The sequence below is a fragment of the Chromohalobacter moromii genome, from assembly GCF_023091865.1.
Classification (GTDB): Bacteria; Pseudomonadota; Gammaproteobacteria; order Pseudomonadales; family Halomonadaceae; genus Chromohalobacter; species Chromohalobacter moromii.
In genome coordinates, this window is sequence record NZ_JAHXDI010000004.1 from 116,091 (window position 1) to 136,614 (window position 20,524).

Below are 20,524 nucleotides of genomic sequence, written 5' to 3' on the forward strand. Positions count from 1 at the left end.
CGCTGGTTATCACTGACTATAAAGGAGAATATTCATGTCCCTGTCTCGTCTTCACATGCGTCATCTAATCCTGGCGTTGTCTCCCTTGGCCTTGTTGTTCGCCGGCTCTGCATTGGCTCACCCAGGGCATATGCCGCATTCGCATGCCGGCAGCTTCGTGGCCGGCCTGATGCACCCGCTAACCGGGCTCGATCACTTGCTGGCGATGGCGGCCATCGGGCTGTGGAGCTTCCGCCAGGCGGGCGCGCTGCGTCGTGCGATGCCGCTGTTGATGGCATTGGGCATGGTGGCCGGTGCCGGTCTCGCCTGGGCCGGTGTGCCGCTCATGGGCGTCGAATTCGGCATCGCCTCGAGCGTGTTGCTGGCCGGAGTGCTGCTGGCCTCGCTGGTACGTTTGCCAAGTGCCCTGGGAGGCATGCTGGTGTTCGCCTTCATCCTGCTGCATGGCCATGCGCATGGCAGCGAACTGGCACCGGGGGCATCCGCGTTGTTGTATGCGGCGGGCTTCGTGTTGACCAGTGTGGCCATCACGCTGGCAGGACGAGTGCTGGGCGAGTGGTTGTCGCGTCGTGACAATCGTTGGCTACGCGGCATCGGCGCCGCCATCGCGGCTGCTGGCGGCGCCTTGATGATGGGCTGAGTCGACGCCGGTTATAGGCGCGGCGTTCGTGTGCGCCGATAACCGGCATTGATGAAGCAATAGAGTCCATAGGCCACGAGGCCCAGCGAGACACCGCCGAGCAGCCAGCGGCCGTAGGGTTGCTCGGCGAGTGTGTGGAGCACGCCTCCCAGCCCCTCGGCGTTGTCGGGGTCGACTTCGATGGCGGCCACGCTCAGGAAGGTCCCGATGATCACGAAGACCAGCCCCCGTGCCGCCAGGCCCAGACGTGCGATGCCTTCGAGCAGCGGCATCGGGCCCTGGGGCATGTCCTCGATGTGCCAGTTGCGCCGGTAATGGCGCTTCCAGGCGCGGTAGAACTGGTGGAGTCCCACGCAAACGAATGCGATACCGATCCCCAGCAAAACGAATAACCCGCCAGGATAGTCGAGCAGTTCAGCGGTACGCTGCGCGGTGCTGCTGTCGCCGCCGCTGGACAGAGAGAGGATGAGTAGCGTGGCGCATTGCCAGGCCAGGGCGATATACAACAGCCCGCTGATGGCGAAGCCGAGACGCTGCAGGATTCCCTTCCAGTCGCTGCCCTTGTGTTCGAGGTCCCACCAGGCTTGAGCGAGCCGCCAGAGCACATAGGCGAGTAGGCCGATACCGAGCAACGCGATCAACAGCGTCCCGAACGGCCATAGTGCGATGGCGCGAATGACTTCGCCGGTACCGGCCTGCTGGCCACCGAGCCCGATCGTGGTGAGCAACGATAGCCATCCCACCGTGACGTAGACCACTCCTTTGGCGATATAACCGGCACTTGCCGTACCGCTGAGCGCGTTGCGCAAACCGGCCAGGGAAAATTTCATTAAGACATCCTTGTCGCCGGGAAACGGAGGAATCGGTAGGCGCCATGCTATGGCAAGTGTACTGACGATACCCATAGGCCGTTAAGACTATGCGCGTACGCGCCGATCCCCTAGAGCGAACGAATGCGCTACCATGAGCGCTTTTTCGAGTATCGCCATTGTAGGGCATACGCCTAGCAACGTAGACCATCTTTCCTGAGCGAAACGTTTCATGAAGCATTATATCGTGCGGCCGACCACGGGCCGTGGCTGGGGGTTGACTCTGGCATTTGTCGTGCTCATTGCGGCGGGGATCTGGCCGGTGATCGGTTGGTTCAATCGCGCCTGCGTGGTACTCGGTTTGCCGCTGATCGCGGTATGGGCTTACGTCATCGTGTTCGCCTGTTGCGGCGTCATGGCCATCGGCAATCGGCTAGTGGAGCGTTCTTGCGATGACGAGTAGTGTGCCGATAGTCATGACGCTCGCGTATCTGGGCGTGGCGATCTTCCTGGGGTTGCGTGCCCGGACAGGACGCTCGATGAATTCGCTGGAAGAGTGGGGGGTCGCCGGTCGCAGCATGGGGCCGGTCACGCTCTATCTGCTCATCGCCGCAGGTAGCGTGAGCGCTTACACCTTCATGGGCGCGCCAGGCTGGGCCTACACCAAGGGCGTGGCGGTCTTCTACGTGGTGATCTATTTATCCTACCTGGCACTGGTGGCTTGGTATTTCGGCCCCAAGGTATGGGCCTTCGGTCGGCGTTTCGGCCATGTCACGCAAGGGGCGGCCATTGCCGATCGCTATGAAAGTCCGCTGTTGGGCGCTCTGGCCGCCGGGGTCATGTCGATCGCATCCTTGGCTTATGCAGTACTGCAGACCATAGGGGCGGCGTATATTCTGCACGTCATGAGTGCTGGACGTTTACCGATCTGGGTGGGGGTGCTGGTAGTCTTGAGCTGCATCGCCCTCTATCTCTATGCCAGCGGCCAACGTGCGATTGGTATTACCAACGCCTTCCAGGGCGTGCTGATGTTGGCCGTAGCGTGGGCGATTGGGCTTTGGGCATCACAGCGTTTCGGCGGTGGTCTATGGTTCGGCGATGTCTTTACTGCCCTGCGTGAGCGTGATCCGGCCTTTCTGACCTTGCCGGGCGCGCAGGGAGACATGAGTTTCGCCTTCTGGACGACATCGATCATCGTCTCGATGCTGTCGTTCATGCCGCCGGTCTGGACGCAGTGGATGAGTGCGTCATCGGCACGCACCATTCGCCGCAGCGCGACTTGGCTGCCGAGCTATTACGTGGTCATCCTGCCGATGGTGGTTGTGGGCTTCATCGGCATCTATAGCCTGCCTGAGCTGGCGCGTGCCGATACCGTGGCGTTGGAGCTTGCCATGCAACAGATGCCGGTCTGGTTGGTGGGCTTGCTGGGCGCGGGCACGCTCGCCGCATCGATGTCGTCCTGCGAACCGTTCTTGCATTCGGTGGCGTTGTCCTATGCCAAGGATATCGCTCAGCCGGCTTTCAGGCTTTCCGATGCCGCCGCCGGCAAGCTGGCGCGGCGCTTGCTATTGCCGATCATGGCGCTGATCGTCGCGCCGGTGGCGATCGCCGAACCCAGCAATCTAGTGATGATACTACTCGTGGGGCTGGGGTTTGCCACCCAGGTTCTGCCTGCCTTTATCGGTATGTTCTTCTGGACTCGGGCCTCCAAACTGGGCGTGTTGAGCGGTATCGTGATGGGATTTATCGTCACGCTGCTGTTTACGCTGGTGTGGCGCAATCCGTTGGGCATCCACGCTGGGTTCTGGGGGCTGCTGATCAATCTGCCAGTATTCGTGGCGATCTCTAGCCTGACACGCCCGGCTTCGACAGCCGTGATCGAGCGGTTTTTCTCGATTGCCGCACCCGTGAGAAGTCGTCGCAATGCAACAGGCAGTGAAGACTTGGGATCGCGCGGCTGAGTACGTGCTTACGCCGCGTATTGTACAAAGCTTTTCCAAGCCCGGTGTGACGTCTAAGATGGAGGTGATTCAAGCGATCACCGGTCACTGGGACGCTGCCAAGGGAGTTGCGCGCTCGCGCTGGTTGGTGGCCGGCAGCCAGGGAAGGAGGTGGATACCGCCTCGCAGGCTCATGTGATCCGAATCGCCAAGGAAGACGCAGGTCTCATGTGTCTCCAGAGGTGGAAATCATTCGCCTCCAACCGGCCTGAAAAGGCCGGCGTATGTCTCTCGCCATGCAGCACGTGGCGGCTTGCCGGCTGATTGTCAGCCGGCGTTTTTTTGTCTTCGTGTTGACGTTTGATGAATATAAGGAGTCAGGGTGAGTCACAAGAAACAAACCGCCAAACGGGCATTGAGCGTGCTACTAGTAGTGGCCGGATTGGGCAGTGTGGGAATTGGTAACGCCTGGGGTTATTTCTACAATGGTGCTGATCTTCTCGATTTTCAGCGCCATTACCAGCAGTTTCGTGATAATGAATCCTACGATACCAGTAAATTTTTCACGTATACCGGTTACGTGTTAGGCATTTTCGACCGGTTAGAATCCCGAGGAAAGATTTGTGCGCCCAGTGACGTTCGCGGCCGCGATATCTTGGATAAAGTGTCGCAATATCTGGAAAAGACTTCCAAGAGCTGGAGCGAACCGGCCAGTGATGTAGTCACCGAATCCTTGAAAAAGGCGTACGCCTGTCAATGATATATTGGTATTAGGATGGTGAGGCGCTGAGAGATACCATGCAAAAGCGGATCTGGACGACCACATATTCATGCTGGTCTTCTCGCGACCCTTTTGTTGATGCAGGTTAATTTTATTGCATTCGAAATTTGTCAGAATGACGGCATCTAGGAAGGATAGCCAGCTGCCAAGGATGTGTTGAATTCATTCAACCACATGGGCTTATGCTGATTGAGAGCCTCCGATCGTCCTCGGGGTCTCTCTCTTTCAATGCATCATCAGCCGGTTCATTTCAGCTATACATTTGCCCAGCTCGCAAGCTGGGCAATTTCTCGGATAGCACAAAAGGGCTATAAAGCTCAGCTATTCGAAGTGATTAAGCGCTGTCAGGTGTTACGCTGACGATCTCAGACGGTTTATGATTACGATCAATGATCGTACGTGCCTCGGCCTCACTCTCCGCTTTGATCTCTTCGCTCCGGAGCTCATCTTCACCCGGCAATTTGAATTCAACCGTGTACAAATCCATGTGTGCGTTCCTCCATCGTTTTGATTACGCACCCATAGGTTTAGTAGTCAAAAGAGGTCTGCGCCAGTCGCCGCTGCTTGATTCGTAATCGTTTCATGATGAGCGTGTTGCAACGCTTGTCCCCATGAACTTTAGTACACACGCGGGTGTACACCGTGCAAAGCGCTGTTGCGTATAGTTCGGATTAGGTCAGGTCAAAGAAAAGCCCGTGGTTGAGCGGCTTTCAGAGCATCTTGAGAAGAATAGGCGTTGCTTGGGGAAGCTTGATGGTGCGGATGGGGAGACTCGAACTCCCACGCCTTTCGGCACTAGAACCTAAATCTAGCGTGTCTACCAATTCCACCACATCCGCAGTCTGGCAGGTCGAGCGATATTGTACGTATACCGAGAGGGAAGTCAATCGTCACGGGCATCGAGTGATATTGAACGCCTCGGCGGTTCTCGGCCATGGGGAGGCTGTTCGGCATCGAACGCAGCGTGCGGGAGGTAGTCGGCATGCTAGTCTGTTCCTGTCGATCAGGGCGTGATAGCCCTGTGAACTTAAAAAAGAATTCGTTAACCATGATGATAGTTAGAAGCGCCTGGGAGTTGTCAGCCAGAATAAAGTCATTGGCTGACCAGTCAGTGCGGGTGGGGCTGCCGGGCCATTGTGCCTTTTGCATGGGCATGACGCCGCAGGCGTCGCCGTGGTGCGAGGCGTGTTTCGAGGCGCTGCCCTGGAATTGCGTGGCCTGCGCGCGCTGTGCCGAGCCGTTGGCGCGTCCCACCGAGCTTTGCGGTCATTGTTTGCGTCATGCACCGTCTTTTGATGTGGCGCGGGCGCCACTGCGTTACGAAGATGCCTCGCAGGCATTGCTTCAGCGCTTCAAGTTCGGCGCGCAACCGCGTGCGGGTATCCTGCTGGCGACCCTCTTCGTGCGTAGCCGCGACGACGGCGTGTTACCCGAGGCACTCATCGCGGTGCCGACGCACCCGCAGCGGCGGCGTGAGCGGGGCTTTGATCATAGCGTTTGGCTGACACGTGAGCTCTCGCGTCAACTGGGCGTGCCACATCGTCGTGCCTGGCGTGAGCGTGACACGCCGACCCAGCGTGGGCTGACACGCCGTGCACGCCGCGGCAACGTACGCGGGGCTTTTCGAGTGACGCCCGGCTTGCCGGCTCATGTGGCGATCGTCGACGACGTGATGACTACCGGTAGCACGCTCTCGGCACTCGCCGATGCCTGCAGAAGGGCGGGCGCGCAGCATGTTGAAGCCTGGGCGATGACGCGAACGCCGCGAGGAATCTGATAGCATACGAGGGCATCTCCAATAGGACACGCCATGACCGCCCCAAAGCACCCGTTCGAAAGTTTGTCGCCCGCACACGTTGTCGATGCGGTCGAGTCGCTGGGTTTTTGGTTGCCGGGTGAGCCGTTTGCGCTCAACAGCTATGAAAATCGCGTGTTTCTGTTGAGCGATGACGATCGCCGCCGTTGGGTGGCCAAGTTCTATCGTCCCGAGCGCTGGAGCGAGGCGCAGATTCGCGAGGAGCATGCCTTTCTCGATGAACTCGAGGCGGCGGGTGTGCCCGGCGCGCCGCCTTGGCGCGACGATAATGGAGAGACGCTCCATCATGCCTATGGATTCGCGTTCGCGTTGTTTCCACACGTCGCGGGGCAGGCGCCGGAGCTCGAGAACCCCGCGCATCTCTTTGCCCTCGGCGATTTGATCGGCCAAGTGCATGCCGTGGCGCGCCGCGGTTCCTTCCAGGCGCGCCCTGTTCAGGAGCCCATGGCGATCAGCCAGGCGAGTTGTGAGCGCGTGCTGGCGAGCGATTGGTTGAGTCGTCGTCAACGTCAGGCGTACGCCCGCATTGCTGAGCGTCTGCAGACGCTACTGGTCGAGCAGCGGTGGCCGGAGACGGCCTTGCAACGCGTACATGGCGACTGTCATCTGGGCAACATTCTTGGGCGCGACGAAGATTTTGCGCTGGTCGATTTCGATGATTGCTGCATGGCGCCGGCGGTCCAGGATTTGTGGATGTTATTGACGGCGCCTGAAGCCGATGAATGGCAGATGCAGTTATCCGAAGTGATCGAGGGCTACGAGCAGCATGTCGAGTTCGATCGGCGCCAGCTGCGCTGGATCGAGCCGCTACGCACATTGCGCTTGATGCGCCATAGCGCCTGGCTGGTCGATCGCTGGGAAGATCCGGCGTTTCCCAGGGCTTTTCCTTGGGTGGCCAGTGAGGGATATTGGGATCAGCACATCCGCATTCTTGAGCAACAGCGCCTAGCGTTGGAAAATCCGCGTTGGCTGGCATGACGTCGCCACCTCGAAGGCGCTGGCGCGGCGTCGGGAAATGTCGTGTCGCCGACGTGGGCGCGAATCGCGCGTGCGTCGCGCTTTGCCCGTGTGGCAAACTTCCGGTGTTGTATTCATTTTGTAACGTATGCCCGGTCGGGCGTCATGACGAAGGCACTCAAAGGCACTTAAATGACAGAAGAACTCGCAACGCATTACCGCGACATCATCGCCGGCTTGGGCGAGGATCCCGACCGGGAAGGGCTGCGTGATACGCCCATGCGAGCCGCCAAGGCCATGCAGTTTCTCAACCAGGGCTATGGGCAGACGCTCGAGTCGCTGGTCAACGGCGCGGTGTTCGAATCGCAGACCGACGAAATGGTGCTGATCAAGGACATCGAACTCTACTCGATGTGTGAACATCATTTGTTGCCATTCATCGGCAAGTGCCATATCGCGTACCTGCCCAAGGGCAAGGTACTGGGGCTCTCCAAGTTCGCGCGTATCGTCGACATGTATGCGCGACGCATGCAGATCCAGGAAAACCTGACACGTCAGATCGCCGAGGCCGTGCAGGAGGTGACCGAGGCGCGCGGTGTGGGAGTGATCGTCGAAGCACAACACATGTGCATGATGATGCGTGGGGTCGAGAAACAGAATTCGTGCATGAAGACCTCCGTGATGCTGGGCGCTTTCCGCAATAACCTGAACACGCGTCAGGAGTTCTTGACGTTAGTGCATGGCTGAGCGAGGCGTCGGTCATCGCCGCGCGTGACGCGCGTTACGCACTTTAGGAGAAATGCCGCATGGCCTTACATGCCCTGAACGATCAGCACCTCGATCATGATCTGGCGACGATTAACATCAAGAATCTGCGCCTGCGTACCCATATCGGGATCAAGGATGAGGAAATCCAGAACCGGCAGGATGTGGTGATCAATGCCACCATTCGTTATCGGGCCGATCGTGCGGTCAAGTTCGATCATATCGAGCAGGCGCTCAATTACCGTACGATCACCAAGCATATCATCGGCTATGTCGAGGATAACCGCTTCCTCTTGCTGGAACGCATGACCCGCGAAGTCTTGGATATCATCATGAGTTACGAGCAGGTCCTCACGGCGCAGGTGGAAATCGATAAACCTTTCGCGCTGCGTTTTTCCGACTCCGTGTCGGTGACGCTATCGGACTCGCGCCTGGATTGAGGTGATATGACCATGCCATCGGTATTTGGTCGGGAGTCGCGTCGTGAACGGTAAGCTGGAAACCTTCGATGATGCTGGCCAGCGCGGCGTGATCGTCGGCGATGATGGGTATCGTTATACATTCACATTGACCGAGTGGCGTGGCCGGGGTCTGCCGAGGGAAGGCAGTCGGCTACGCTTCGACGGGGATGCCGGACGTGCCGAGCAGGTCTTCGACGCGCCCGTGCCTCAGCGCACCGCGCGGCAAACGCGTGACGCTCAAGGGCAGGTCAAATCTTCTTTATTGTCTCCTTGGGCGGTGCTGGCGCTGGTGCTCGTCGCCACGGCGCCTTTGTTGGCGTCTTATATGCTGCTCGTCGACGCGCTGGCGGTGCTACTGGCAGTGCTCGGGATTCGGCAGGTACGGCGCTCGCCGTCGCGTTACAGAGGCCAGGCGCTGTGCGGGGCCGCCATCGCCATTGCGGTGCTGAGTCTCTTTATCTGGGGTGTGGGGTGAACGTCATGTCATGGCGCGCTGCGTTTGGTGGCATCCAGAGACTCGGCATAAGATGAATTCATGGCGACGGCCAGCGTCGCCCTCATTGTCAGGAAGGAGAACGCCATGGAGTCCCTTCAGGAGAACTCGCTGTTTCGCCCCTTTGCCTATATCGACGGCAACTGGGTGGCAGCGGACAGCGGCGAACAGATCGAGGTCGACGACCCGGCCACCGGTGAGATCGTGGGACGCATGCCCAAGCTGGGGCGTGCCGAGACCGAGCGTGCCATCGAAGCCGCCGAGTCGGCCTGGCCGGCTTGGCGTGCCCTGACGGCGCAAGAGCGCGCGGACACCTTGATGAAATGGTACGACCTGATGCTCGAGCATCAGGACGAACTGGCGGCCATCATGACCGCCGAGCAGGGTAAGCCGATCAAGGAAGCGGCTGGCGAGATCGCTTATGCGGCTAGCTTCCTGCGCTGGTTCGCCGAAGAAGCGCGGCGCGTGTATGGCGATACCATCCCCGCCGCCAAGTCTAACCAGCGCATCGTGGTGCTCAAGCAGCCGGTCGGCGTCGTCGGGGCGATCACGCCGTGGAATTTCCCGTCTTCCATGATCACTCGTAAGGCGGCCGCAGCATTGGCGGCGGGGTGCCCGATCGTCATCAAGCCGGCCAGTCAGACGCCGTTTTCCGCTACCGCGCTGGCGGCGTTGGCCGAGCAGGCTGGGGTGCCGCGCGGTGTGTTCAACGTGGTGCCGGGGCGTGCCAGCGAGATCGCCAAGGCGATGACCGAGTCGCCCGTGGTACGCAAGATCACTTTCACCGGTTCCACCGAGGTGGGCAGCCAACTGATGGCCGGCGCCGCCGAGCATATCCAGAAGATTTCTCTGGAACTGGGGGGGAACGCACCATTTTTGGTCTTCGAAGACGCTGATCTCGATGCCGCCGTCGAGGGGGCAATGGCCAGCAAGTTCCGCAATGCCGGTCAGACCTGCGTTTGCACCAACCGCTTTCTGGTGCAGTCCAGCGTGATCAATGCGTTCAGTGAAAAGCTGGCGGCGGCCATGAACAGCGAATTGCACGTCGGCCCGGGCACCGAAGAAGGCGTGAACATCGGGCCGTTGATCGACGATGATGCCGTCGCCAAGGTCTCCGAACATATCCAAGATGCCGTCGACAAGGGCGCCGAACTGCTGTTAGGCGGCCATACGCATCCACTGGGTGGACGCTTTTTCACGCCGACACTGGTGAGCCACGCGAATGCCGATATGAAGGTCGCGCACGAGGAAACCTTCGGGCCATTGGCGGCGGTACTGCCGTTCGATGACGAGGAAGATGCCGTGCAGATGGCTAACGACACGCGCTTTGGGCTGGCATCGTACTTCTATGCCAACGACCTGAGCCGTGTATGGCGTGTGGCCGAAGCGCTGGAGTACGGCATGGTCGGTATCAATACGGGCCTGATCTCCAACGCCAGTGCACCTTTCGGAGGCGTTAAGGCCTCGGGACTGGGGCGTGAAGGCTCCAAGTACGGTATCGACGAATACATGGAAACCAAGTATCTGTGCATGGATCTAGGCTAAACGCTAGCAGCTCGCAGCGCAGCGCTACGCGCCTGTAAGTGCGAAGAAAAACACCCTGTCGGATGCACCGGCAGGGTGTTTTGCTATTGGCTGGACTTAGGCTGTCTTCGAGCCTCAGTGCCTGAAGTGACGCATATCGGTGAAGACCATGGCGATGCCCGCTTCGTTGGCGGCATCGATCACTTCCTGATCACGCATTGAGCCACCAGGTTGGATGACGGCCGTGATGCCGGCGGCGGCGGCGGCGTCGATACCATCGCGGAAGGGGAAGAAGGCATCCGACGCCATCACCGAGCCGGGTACTTCCAGGCCTTCATCGGCGGCCTTGATGCCGGCGATCTTGGCCGAGTAGACGCGGCTCATTTGCCCGGCTCCCACGCCGATGGTCTGACCGTGCTTGGCATAGACGATGGCGTTGGACTTGACGAACTTGGCGACCTTCCAGGCAAAGCTGAGATCGCGTAGCTCTTGGTCGCTGGGGGCGCGTTCGGTGACGGTGCGCAGGTGTTCGGATTCGACCATACCTTGGTCACGGTCCTGGACCAGGAGCCCGCCGGTGACGCGCTTGAAGTCATGAGCGGGACGCGGCTGGCTGGGCCAGTGCTTGCTGACATCGAGCAGGCGCACGTTTTTCTTCCCCGCGACGATCTCGGCGGCATCGTCGTCTATGCCTGGTGCGATGATGACTTCCACGAATTGGCGGTCGACGATGGCACGTGCCGTATCGGCGTCCAGCGGGCGGTTGAAAGCGATGATACCGCCGAAAGCGCTGGTGGGGTCGGTAGCGAACGCACTCTGATAGGCGGCGAGTGGCGTGTCGGCGACGGCGACGCCGCAAGGGTTGGCATGTTTGACGATGACGCAGGCTGTTTCGTTGAAGACCTTGACGCACTCGAAAGCAGCGTCGGTGTCGGCGACGTTATTGAACGACAATGCCTTGCCCTGAAGCTGTTCTGCCGTGGTCACGCTGGCTTCGGTAGCATCGGCCTCGGCATAGAAGGCCGCTTGCTGATGCGGGTTCTCACCGTAGCGCATCGCCTGTTTTTTCTGGAACTGCACGTTATAGGTACGCGGGAAGTCGCTCTCGCCGCCTTCCACCAGGGTACCCAGATAGTTGGCGATGGCACCGTCGTAGCCTGCGGTATGCTCGAAGGCTTTGACCGCCAGGTCGAAACGTAGCGTTGCGCTAACGCCGCCATGGGTGTGAATGTCGCCGAGCACGCGGCCGTAGTCGGACGCATTGACTACGATGCTGGTGTGCGCGTGGTTCTTGGCACAGGCGCGGACCATGGTAGGGCCACCGATGTCGATGTTCTCGATGGCCTCTTCCAGGGTGCAATCCTCGCGCGCCACGGTATCGGTGAAGGGGTAGAGGTTGACCACAACCATGTCGATGGCGTCGATGCCGTGCTCGGCCATTACCTCGTCATCCTGCCCACGGCGCCCGAGGATGCCGCCGTGAATCTTGGGGTGCAGCGTCTTGACGCGGCCATCCATGATTTCCGGGAAGCCCGTATGCTGCGAGACCTCCGTGACCGGGATGCCGTGTTCGTTGAGCAGGCGAAAGGTGCCGCCGGTGGAGAGCAGGGCGACGCCGTGCGTGCTGAGTTCGCGAGCAAAATCGACGATGCCGGTCTTGTCGGACACGCTGATCAATGCGCGACGCACGGGCTGGGGAGACGAGGTTGCAGTGTGATCGGCCATGAAGCTCTACTCTTGAAAGATGAGGGACGATTGACGCCAGCCAATAGCGTGAAACGTGAAGAGCGCCCGGTGGGGCGCCCCTATCAGATCGATTTGTACTCAGATCAGGTCGTACTGCTTGAGCTTCTTGCGCAAGGTGCCGCGATTGAGGCCCAGCATGTCGGCGGCGCGTGTCTGATTGCCGTCGGCATAGCGCATCACAGCTTCTAGCAAGGGCACTTCGACCTCGGTCAGCACCATGCCATAAAGGTCACTGACCGTTTCGCCATCCAGGTGGCCGAAGTAGCGTTGCATGGCGAGCTCGACCGACTCACGCAAAGTTTGCTGATGCGCTGGCGATGCCGTGGCGCTGGCATCGAGCGTATTCTGATCGATGGGAAATGCTTGCCTGCTGGTCATGCTGCATTGCTTCCATTTGAGGCCAACGCCGGTGCATCGTGAGCGAGCGTATCCACGAAGCGGTGTTGAGCCGAGGGCTGTTCCAGAACGTTGAAGCGTGCGCGCAATGCTGCCGCTTGTGGGCGAGTGGCGAGATACCAGCCCACATGCTTGCGTGCGATGCGCACCCCCATGTGCTCACCGTAAAAGGCATGCAGTGCCTCGAGATGACGGTGCATCACGGCGGCGATTTCTGCGGGCGTCGGGCGCGCCAGGGGGGCACCGGTACGTAAGTAATGTTCGATCTCGCGAAAGATCCACGGATTGCCTTGGGCGCCGCGTCCGATCATGACCGCATCGGCCTTAGTGTAGTCGAGGACGCGGGCGGCTTTCTCGGCGCTGTCGATATCGCCATTGGCGAATATCGGCAGCGATACCGCTTGCTTGATAGCAGCGATGGTGTCGTATTCGGCATCGCCGCGATAGCGCTGCTCGCGAGTACGACCATGCACTGCGAGTGCTTGAATGCCAGCGGCCTCGGCCAGTTGTGCCACGCGTATGCCATTGCGCGACTCTGAGCACCACCCTGTCCGGATCTTCAATGTCACCGGGACATCCACAGCCGCCACGACACTCTCGAGAATTGCTGCGACCAGGCGTTCGTCGCGCAACAATGCCGAGCCGGCAGCCTTGTTGCAGACCTTCTTGGCCGGGCAGCCCATGTTGATGTCGACGATCTCAGCACCTTGCGCGACATTGAGGCGTGCGGCTTCGGCCAGCATTTCCGGGTCGCCGCCAGCGATCTGCACATCGCGCGGGCCGGGTTCGCCGGCATGGTCGAGCCTTTGCCGCGACTTACGGGTATGCCATAGGCGCGCGTCGGCGGTGACCATTTCCGAGACGACCAAGCCCGCGCCGAGCTCTCGGCACAATTGCCGGAACGGGCGATCGGTCACGCCCGCCATGGGCGCCAGAATCGCCCGGTTGGGCAATGCGTAAGGGCCGATGCGCGGCAACGGCGTCACCGGAGATGAGACGTGGGTCGGCATCACGAGACGGGTCTAGGTAGTGAAAGGGGCTTATGATAGCCGCCAGAGCGATGTTCTTGAAGGGGCAGTTCGCCGCCCCTCGCGTCAAGCGCGCTCATGCCGGCGCCACGCCGGTGATGCGCACCCAGCCTTCGCGCTCGTCGGGTGCATCGAGCAGCATGCCTTGCTCGCGATACGCGTCCATGACCTCATCGGCCTGGCCGGCGAGAATGCCCGACAAGGCCAGGCGTCCTCCTGGTGCCAGATGCGCGCAGAGCGTGGGCGCGAGTTCCACCAAAGGGCCGGAGAGAATGTTGGCGACCACGACATCATAACGCTCGGCCGCAAGTCGCTCCGGATAGCAAAGCGACAAACGCTCATCGGCGATGGCGTTACGTTGGGCGTTTTCACGGCTCGCTTGCAGGGCCTGTGGATCGATATCAGTGCCCGTGGCGTGATCGGCGCCCAGCTTGAGCGCGGCGATGGCCAGGATGCCGGAACCGCAGCCGAAATCCAGCACCTTGCTTGAATCGAGGTCGAGGCCGTCGAGCCAGCCGAGGCACAGTGCCGTGGTCGGATGGGTACCAGTACCGAAGGCCAGTCCGGGGTCGAGCAGCAGATTGACGGCATCGGGTTCGGGGGCAGCATGCCAACTGGGCACCACCCACAGCCGTTCGCCCATCTTGAGGGGGGTGAAATCGTCCATCCACTCGCGCTCCCAATCACGATCGGCAAGCAGCTCGTAGCCGATTTCGGGGCAGGGTTCGTCGGCCATCTCGGCGGCCCATTGTTGGCGGACTCGGTCGAGCATCGGTTCGATGTCTTCCAGGTCGTCGTAGAGACCGGTCAGTATGGTTTCATCCCACAGCGGCGTGGTGCCACTTTCAGGCTCGAAGACGGGGTCGTCGTAAGCGTCCTGCAGGGTGATGGCCTGAGCACCTTCGGCCAGCAGCAGTTCTTCCAACGTTTCGGCATGCTGCGGGGCGATGTGTGCCTTGAGTTGCAGCCAGGGCATGAAGTCTCCTTGAGCATCAACGCAAACGGGACGGCCAAGGCCGCCCCGTATCGAGTCGCGAGGGCTGATCAGGTCAGGCCAAGCTTCTTCTCGAGGTAGTGAATGTTGACCCCGCCTTGCTGGAACGCGCTATCGCGGACCAGATCCTTCTGTAGGTCGATATTGGTCTTGATGCCTTCGACTAGCAGCTCGTCGAGGGCATTGCGCATGCGCGTCAACGCGGTCTCACGACTGGCCCCCCAGGTGATCAACTTGCCAAGCAGGGAGTCGTAATGCGGCGGCACGCTATAGCCGGTGTAAATATGCGAATCCATGCGCACGCCCAGTCCACCCGGCGCGTGGTAGAGATCGATCTTGCCGGGCGAGGGCATGAAGGTGCGCGAGTCTTCGGCGTTGATCCGGCATTCGAAGGCGTGCCCGTTGAGCTGAACATCATCCTGGGTGATCGACAACGGCAAGCCGGAAGCGATCCGCAGCTGTTCCTTGACGATGTCGACGCCGGTGACCATTTCGGAGACCGGGTGTTCGACCTGAACGCGCGTGTTCATCTCGATGAAGAAGAACTGGCCGTTTTCGTACAGAAACTCGAAGGTCCCGGCACCACGGTAGTTGATCTCGATGCAGGCATCGATGCAGGCCTTGAAAACGTTCTCGCGGGCCTGGGGATCGAGATGAGGTGCTGGGGCTTCTTCAAGCACCTTCTGATGGCGGCGCTGCAGGGAGCAATCGCGATCGTAGAGATGAATGGCATGGCCCTGACCGTCGGCCAGTACCTGCACCTCGACGTGACGCGGGTTCTCGAGGAATTTCTCCATGTACAGCGTGCCGTCGCCGAACGAGGCATTGGCTTCGTTGCGCGTCACGCTGACCGAGGAGAGCAGGCTGTCCTCGCTGTGCACCACGCGCATGCCGCGCCCACCACCGCCGGCGGCTGCCTTGATGATGACCGGATAGCCGATGCGTTGCGCGGTGGCCAGTATGGCCTCGTCGTTATCCTCGGGAAGCGGGCCGTCGGAGCCGGGCACGGTGGGCACGCCGGCTGCCTTCATCGCTGAAATGGCGCTGACCTTGTCGCCCATCATGCGGATGGTTTCGGCACGGGGGCCGACGAATACGAAGCCCGAGCGCTCTACCTGCTCGGCGAAGTTGGCGTTCTCGGAGAGAAAGCCATAGCCGGGGTGGATGGCGCTGGAATCGGTGACTTCGGCGGCGCTGATCAGCGCCGGGATATTCAGATACGACTGCGCGGAGGAGGCCGGCCCGATGCATACGGCTTCGTCAGCCAGGCGCACGTGCATGAGGTCACGGTCCGCCTTTGAGTGCACCGCCACGGTCTTGATGCCCAGTTCCTTGCAGGCGCGCAGTATGCGAAGAGCGATCTCGCCACGGTTGGCGATGAGTACCTTGTCCAACATAGTGTCGTCCGTCTCTATGTAAGCTCGGAAGCGTTTCGCGATCGACCGCCAAGGGCGATCGCAAACGGCTTCAAGAGATGATGACCATCGGCTGGTCGAATTCGACCGGTTCGCCGTCCTCGACCATGATGGCTTCGATCACGCCATCCTGGTCGGCCTCGATCTGGTTCATCATCTTCATGGCTTCGACGATGCACACGGTCTCGCCTTTCTTGACGCTTTGGCCGACTTCCACGAAGGCTTTCGCGCCCGGTGCCGGCGAGCGATAGAAGGTACCGACCATGGGCGAGGTCACCGGGTGTCCGCTAGGCTGAGCAGGTGCCGCCTCGGCCTCCGGCGCGGCCGCTACGCTCGGTGCGGCAGGGGCGGGCGCGACGGCGGGAGCAGGAGCCTGGGCCGCGGGCGGTGCGCTGAAACCACCGGTGTGGCGGCTGATACGGACGGATTCCTCGCCTTCCTGGATTTCGATCTCGCTGATATTGGACTCTTCCAGGAGTTCGATGAGTTTCTTGACCTTGCGAATATCCATAAGCCTGTCTCGATCAATGTGAATGTGAGGTGGCGTGATTTGCCATCGGAGCGTGGGTGCTGTCAGCCGAGCTGGCGTAGCGCGGCCTCCAGGGCAAGCTCGTAACTGTCGGCGCCGAATCCAGCTATGACGCCGCGAGCGACATCCGAAAAATACGAATGCGCGCGAAACGGCTCGCGCGCATTCACGTTGGAAAGATGCAACTCAATAAAAGGGATGGCGACACCCGTGAGCGCGTCGCGCAAGGCAACGCTGGTATGCGTAAAAGCGGCCGGATTGATCAGGATGAAGTCGGTGCCGTCGTCACGCGCCGCATGCACACGCTCGACCAGTAAGTGCTCGGCATTGGACTGTAGCCAATCGAGTCGATGGCCGGCATCAGAGGCGCGCTGGGTCAGGCGCAGACGAATGTCCTCGAGGGTGGTGGTGCCGTAAACACCTGGCTCGCGGGTGCCGAGCAGGTTGAGGTTAGGGCCGTTGAGTACGAGAAGCTTCGCCATGTCATGGGTCCTGATCGACGCTGTTAACCTGTTCAGGATTGGCTTAGATCACGGCACGATCACGCAAAATGTCGCCGCTGGTGCCATATATCGTTAGTGTGGGCGGAGTTTGCCCAAAAACGGACGAGCTGTCTAGTTTGCGTTGGCACAAGCAAAAACGCCACTGCATGATAGGATGGAAGTCATTGCCCTCAACTTCATCACAAGGACGTCTTATGGCTCTTTTTCGCAAGCGTGAGCGTCACCAGCGCAATGTTTTGGAATCGCCCCAGTATGGCTGGATCTGGAAGCCCCTGGTTGCCTTGCTGGTCATTTACCTCGTGGTCTGCGTGGCGCTGGGCGTCTGGTGGAGTCAGCGGCCCGACGATTTCAACGTCGATGATGCGGTGGGCGTGCAGCGCGGTGCCGCGCAGTCGTCCGGTGCTGAGGCCGCGTCGGATGCCCCTCGGCCTGGCGAGACTGTCACCGCCACCACCTTGACGCTTCTCGGCAGCTTGCTCGACAAGCCTGGTGGCTATTTGCGCAACGATATTGCACCGCCGGGGCTGTGGCTGGATAACATGCCGAGCTGGGAGCATGGCGTGCTTGGGCAGGTGCGGGCCATGAGTGCGACTCTCAACGAATCCATCGCCAGTGACGATGATGACGTGCAACAAGCTGTCGATGCCCTGGCAACGCGCAGTGACGCTTGGCGTTTTCCGTCAGCCGAAGGGCGTTACCAAGAGGCGCGCGAGGCGCTGCGCGATTACTTGGGGCGTTTGAGTGAGCAACAGGCGGACTTCTCACCGGACGCTCCAGCGTTGGCTGCCTGGCTGGATCGCGTACAGACGCGACTCGACCAGCAGACGAAGCGCCTGGCGGCGAGTGTGGGAAGCGCCGAGCGTCGCAGTGCCGATATCGAAACCGGCGAGGATGGCGAGAACACCCCGTGGTGGCGAATCGACAACGTCTTTTTCGAAGCGCGCGGTAACACCTGGGCCTTGATGCACCTGCTCAAGGCGGCCAAGCGTGACTTTGCACCGACCATCGAGGAGGCCGGGGTCGGCGAGGCATATGATCGGTTGATCGACGAGCTCGAAGCCTCGCAGGCACGCGTCTGGAGTCCGGTGGTACTCAATGGCAGCGGCTTTGGCATCTTTGCCAATCACTCGCTGATGATGGCCAACTACACGTTGCGTGCATCACAACTGATTCAAGAGATACGCAGCGATCTCGGGGCAAAATAGCCCTCAATAAAACACCCCGCGGCGGTATGTCCGGCGCGGGGTGTTGGGCGGGCGGCGAGCGCTTCAGGCTTTGGTATAAGCGTCGGCTGCTTTCTCGATCGCCTTGCGGGCAGCTTCGGCGCCGTCCCAAGAATCGATCTTCACCCATTTGCCTTTCTCGAGATCCTTGTAGTTCTCGAAGAAATGCGCGATCTGTTGGCGCAGAAGCTCGGGTAAGTCGGTGACTTCCTGCACCTCGTCATACAATGCGCTCAGCTTGGAGTGCGGAACGCAGACCAACTTGGCATCTTCGCCGGCTTCGTCGGACATGTTGAGTACGCCGACCGGACGGGCGCGAATCACGCTGCCGGCCTGTACCGGATACGGGGTAACCACCAGGGCGTCGAGCGGGTCGCCGTCGTCGGCCAGGGTGTTGTTGATGAAGCCGTAGTTAGCCGGATAAAACATCGGCGTCGCCATGAAGCGGTCGACGACCAGCGCGTCCATGTCCTTGTCGATCTCATACTTGATCGGCGCGTGATTGGCGGGGATCTCGATCGCCACATAGACGTCGTTGGGAAGATCCTTGCCTGCGGGAATGTTTTTGAAACTCATCGTCGAGTCCTTGCGGTTTGCAGGTTGAACACCAGCGGGGGAAAATCCCAGAAATTATACGAGTAGCGTCCAGCGTTTACCAACCGACGTGGGATGTAAATGGCATCATGCAATTGTCGTCTTGCATTGTCATGCTCAGCGAACGCGGGAATTATCCGTCTCATCATCATCGACAAGGAGACGATCGTTGACGGAAAGCAGCCTTTCTATCAGCTTCGGTCAGGCATTCGTGGCACCGGATCGGCGTCGCCATCGCAGTTCGATGTCGGTGCAGATACCCGGCGGCTCGCAATTGTCCGCCAAGGGCGCCTGCGCCCTGATTAGTGATTCCACTTGGCGTAATGCTATTGCCAAGCAGGCCGGAGACCTGAGCGTACGGGGCTTTCTCGCCGATTACTATTCGACGCCGGAGCATTGGGACGTCAAGACATCGGCGCATCGTGTGCTGCGTGCCCTGAATGGCTGGAGTTATAGCCAAAGCGCCTATATTGAAGGCGGCAGTTATATCTGTTCACTGTCGGCCATGGTGTTCCGTCATCGTGAGGTGCATCTCTTTCATATGGGGGACACGTTGGTGTTCCGTCTGCGCGGCGCCGAATTCGAGCAAATGTCCCGCGATCATGTCACCGACCTGGGCGGCTATCGCTATCCGTCACGTGCGTTGGGCATGGACGGTAGCCTCGACATCGATTATGTGACGGATTCACTCAAGCAGGGCGATCTTTTTCTGTTCACCACCCAGGCCGTACGCGGCACCCTGTTGCCCTCGGACTTTGTACAGCTGATCCGTGCCGATGTCAGCGATCTCGATGCGACCTGCGAGCGTTTGGCCGAGGCGGCGCTGTCCCGGGCGCAGGAACGCGGTTACGGTGGCGACCAATTCTGCTTCCAACTGGTGCGCATCGATCGGTTGCCCGAAGAAGTCGAACCCGAGCATCCCGTGCCGTTATATGGTGACTTGCCGGTGCCTCCCGAATTATCTCCCGGTGAGCGTCTCGATGGATTTGAAGTGCAGGCGGTGTTGTCGCGTACGGCCAAGTCGCGTGTCTATCGCGTGCATGATGCACGCAATGAACGCGAGATGGTAATGAAAGCGCCTAGCCCTGAGCTCTCGCTGCGCAATGCCTATCAGGAGCATTTTGCGCTTCAGCAGTGGGTGGTGCAGCGTGTCAATTCGCCGTTCGTTCCTAAAATCGTGGAGACGTCCCGCCCGCGCCGTTATCAGTATTACCTAGTCGACTATATCAAGGGCGAATCGCTCAGCGACTGGGCGTTGCGACATCCCCAGGCCAGTCTCGGGGCGCGTCTGGATTTGGCAAGACAATTGATCAAGGCTGTGCAGGCTCTGCATCGCCGTGACGTGCTGCATCAGAGCATCCATCCCGACAACCTGATGGTCGATGCACATGGCCGGCTGGTGCTCACCGATTTCGGGGCGTGTCACCTGCGTGAAAGTGATAGCCAGCAGGCGGCTCGCGAACTCGCGCGTCAGGTAGGGTTGAACGAACACAGCGCACCGGAATACGCGCTGGATACCGAAGTAGGGCGGCGTAGCGATCAATACGAGCTGGCCTCGACCATCTACTGGCTGCTGACTGGCCATCAGCCTTATGCGCTGGCGCCCAACGAATTGCGCAGCCATACCGACCTCGAGCGCATGAGCTACACCAGCGCACGTCGCTACAATCCGGCCATCGCCAGCGAACTCGATGACGCCTTGAAACGTGCCCTCGACCCCCAACGTGCCTTGCGTTTTCGGCGGCTGGGCGAGTTTGCCTATCACTTGCGCACGCCTAGGCGGAACGAAGACGGCGTAGCACGCCAGCCCTGGCAGACGCCGGCCACGCTGTGGAAAGCCGTGGCCGGTGTGCTGTTGTTGCTGTTATTGCTGTCGTGGTGGCTGAGGTGAGGCCATAAGATTTGTTAGG

At 60.2% G+C, this 20,524-nt stretch carries 22 protein-coding genes and 1 tRNA gene; 12 read left to right on the top strand and 11 right to left on the bottom strand.

Translation table 11 applies throughout. The features are described 5' to 3' along the window. Positions 1-34 precede the first annotated feature (34 nt). Entirely contained in the window at positions 35-640 is a 606-nt protein-coding gene (locus KZO83_RS13420) for a HupE/UreJ family protein (RefSeq protein WP_247621171.1), read from the top strand. 11 nt (positions 641-651) lie between these two features. Here the strand turns inward: KZO83_RS13420 and KZO83_RS13425 are convergent, their stop codons facing one another. After that, entirely contained in the window at positions 652-1,470 is an 819-nt protein-coding gene (locus KZO83_RS13425; protein WP_247621172.1) for a DUF1206 domain-containing protein, read from the bottom strand. Between the two features lie 211 nt (positions 1,471-1,681). Here KZO83_RS13425 and KZO83_RS13430 point away from each other — a divergent pair, with 211 nt between their 5' ends. The 3 genes from KZO83_RS13430 to KZO83_RS13440 all read left to right on the top strand — a co-directional run bounded on the left by KZO83_RS13430 (position 1,682) and on the right by KZO83_RS13440 (position 4,149). Then, positions 1,682-1,912, top strand: coding sequence for a hypothetical protein (locus tag KZO83_RS13430; protein WP_075369869.1), 231 nt, complete (start codon positions 1,682-1,684; stop codon positions 1,910-1,912). Beyond that, entirely contained in the window at positions 1,902-3,410 is a 1,509-nt protein-coding gene (locus KZO83_RS13435; RefSeq protein WP_247621173.1) for a sodium:solute symporter family protein, read from the top strand. Before KZO83_RS13430 ends, KZO83_RS13435 begins: the two co-directional genes overlap by 11 nt. Positions 3,411-3,771: 361 nt before the next feature. Beyond that, entirely contained in the window at positions 3,772-4,149 is a 378-nt protein-coding gene (locus KZO83_RS13440) for a Rap1a/Tai family immunity protein (protein ID WP_247621174.1), read from the top strand. 355 nt (positions 4,150-4,504) lie between these two features. Here the strand turns inward: KZO83_RS13440 and KZO83_RS13445 are convergent, their stop codons facing one another. Next, on the bottom strand, positions 4,505-4,657 hold the full coding sequence (locus tag KZO83_RS13445; protein WP_247621175.1) for a hypothetical protein: 153 nt from the start codon (positions 4,655-4,657) through the stop codon (positions 4,505-4,507). A gap of 267 nt (positions 4,658-4,924) precedes the next feature. Continuing rightward, a tRNA-Leu gene (locus KZO83_RS13450) sits at positions 4,925-5,009 on the bottom strand. Positions 5,010-5,218: 209 nt separating this feature from the next. On the opposite strand from KZO83_RS13450, the gene KZO83_RS13455 reads away from it, so the two are divergent. The 6 genes from KZO83_RS13455 to KZO83_RS13480 all read left to right on the top strand — a co-directional run bounded on the left by KZO83_RS13455 (position 5,219) and on the right by KZO83_RS13480 (position 10,207). Then, positions 5,219-5,947, top strand: coding sequence for a ComF family protein (locus KZO83_RS13455; protein ID WP_247621176.1), 729 nt, complete (start codon positions 5,219-5,221; stop codon positions 5,945-5,947). A 33-nt stretch (positions 5,948-5,980) separates the two neighbouring features. Next, positions 5,981-6,964 carry a serine/threonine protein kinase gene (locus KZO83_RS13460; RefSeq protein ID WP_075369866.1) on the top strand — a complete coding sequence of 328 codons (984 nt, stop codon included), beginning with the start codon at positions 5,981-5,983 and terminating at the stop codon, positions 6,962-6,964. A gap of 171 nt (positions 6,965-7,135) precedes the next feature. Further along, entirely contained in the window at positions 7,136-7,690 is a 555-nt protein-coding gene (gene folE, locus KZO83_RS13465; protein ID WP_040241905.1) for a GTP cyclohydrolase I FolE, read from the top strand. 59 nt (positions 7,691-7,749) lie between these two features. After that, positions 7,750-8,148, top strand: coding sequence for a dihydroneopterin triphosphate 2'-epimerase (gene folX, locus KZO83_RS13470; RefSeq protein WP_040241902.1), 399 nt, complete (start codon positions 7,750-7,752; stop codon positions 8,146-8,148). A gap of 43 nt (positions 8,149-8,191) precedes the next feature. Then, positions 8,192-8,644, top strand: coding sequence for a hypothetical protein (locus KZO83_RS13475; protein ID WP_075369864.1), 453 nt, complete (start codon positions 8,192-8,194; stop codon positions 8,642-8,644). 105 nt (positions 8,645-8,749) lie between these two features. Then, positions 8,750-10,207 carry an NAD-dependent succinate-semialdehyde dehydrogenase gene (locus KZO83_RS13480; RefSeq protein WP_247621177.1) on the top strand — a complete coding sequence of 486 codons (1,458 nt, stop codon included), beginning with the start codon at positions 8,750-8,752 and terminating at the stop codon, positions 10,205-10,207. A gap of 114 nt (positions 10,208-10,321) precedes the next feature. On the opposite strand, the gene purH is transcribed toward KZO83_RS13480, so the two are convergent. The 7 genes from purH to aroQ all read right to left on the bottom strand — a co-directional run bounded on the left by purH (position 10,322) and on the right by aroQ (position 16,776). After that, the gene (purH, locus tag KZO83_RS13485) at positions 10,322-11,911 is read right to left on the bottom strand and encodes a bifunctional phosphoribosylaminoimidazolecarboxamide formyltransferase/IMP cyclohydrolase (RefSeq protein ID WP_247621178.1); all 1,590 of its coding nucleotides are present in this window, start codon (positions 11,909-11,911) and stop codon (positions 10,322-10,324) included. A gap of 99 nt (positions 11,912-12,010) precedes the next feature. After that, positions 12,011-12,310 carry a DNA-binding transcriptional regulator Fis gene (gene fis / locus KZO83_RS13490; RefSeq protein WP_040241893.1) on the bottom strand — a complete coding sequence of 100 codons (300 nt, stop codon included), beginning with the start codon at positions 12,308-12,310 and terminating at the stop codon, positions 12,011-12,013. Continuing rightward, positions 12,307-13,338, bottom strand: a complete 1,032-nt coding sequence (gene dusB / locus KZO83_RS13495) for a tRNA dihydrouridine synthase DusB (RefSeq protein ID WP_247621420.1) — start codon at positions 13,336-13,338, stop codon at positions 12,307-12,309. Before dusB ends, fis begins: the two co-directional genes overlap by 4 nt. Positions 13,339-13,432: 94 nt before the next feature. Continuing rightward, positions 13,433-14,332 (bottom strand): 50S ribosomal protein L11 methyltransferase, encoded by a 900-nt coding sequence (gene prmA, locus KZO83_RS13500; protein ID WP_247621179.1) that lies wholly within the window; start codon positions 14,330-14,332, stop codon positions 13,433-13,435. 68 nt (positions 14,333-14,400) lie between these two features. Beyond that, complete coding sequence (accC, locus tag KZO83_RS13505; protein ID WP_247621180.1) at positions 14,401-15,747, bottom strand: acetyl-CoA carboxylase biotin carboxylase subunit; 1,347 nt, start codon at positions 15,745-15,747, stop codon at positions 14,401-14,403. Between the two features lie 70 nt (positions 15,748-15,817). Further along, complete coding sequence (gene accB / locus KZO83_RS13510; protein ID WP_247621181.1) at positions 15,818-16,276, bottom strand: acetyl-CoA carboxylase biotin carboxyl carrier protein; 459 nt, start codon at positions 16,274-16,276, stop codon at positions 15,818-15,820. A 62-nt stretch (positions 16,277-16,338) separates the two neighbouring features. Beyond that, positions 16,339-16,776: a type II 3-dehydroquinate dehydratase gene (gene aroQ, locus KZO83_RS13515; protein ID WP_247621182.1), complete on the bottom strand. Its 438-nt coding sequence runs from the start codon at positions 16,774-16,776 to the stop codon at positions 16,339-16,341. 215 nt (positions 16,777-16,991) lie between these two features. Between aroQ and KZO83_RS13520 the strand changes: the two genes are divergently transcribed. Continuing rightward, a complete protein-coding gene (locus tag KZO83_RS13520; protein ID WP_247621183.1) occupies positions 16,992-18,002 on the top strand; it encodes a DUF2333 family protein in 1,011 nt (336 codons plus the stop codon). Positions 18,003-18,065: 63 nt separating this feature from the next. Here the strand turns inward: KZO83_RS13520 and ppa are convergent, their stop codons facing one another. Continuing rightward, on the bottom strand, positions 18,066-18,596 hold the full coding sequence (gene ppa / locus KZO83_RS13525) for an inorganic diphosphatase (protein WP_178997100.1): 531 nt from the start codon (positions 18,594-18,596) through the stop codon (positions 18,066-18,068). 262 nt (positions 18,597-18,858) lie between these two features. On the opposite strand from ppa, the gene KZO83_RS13530 reads away from it, so the two are divergent. Then, positions 18,859-20,505 (top strand): bifunctional protein-serine/threonine kinase/phosphatase, encoded by a 1,647-nt coding sequence (locus KZO83_RS13530; RefSeq protein ID WP_418904318.1) that lies wholly within the window; start codon positions 18,859-18,861, stop codon positions 20,503-20,505. Positions 20,506-20,524 lie beyond the last annotated feature (19 nt).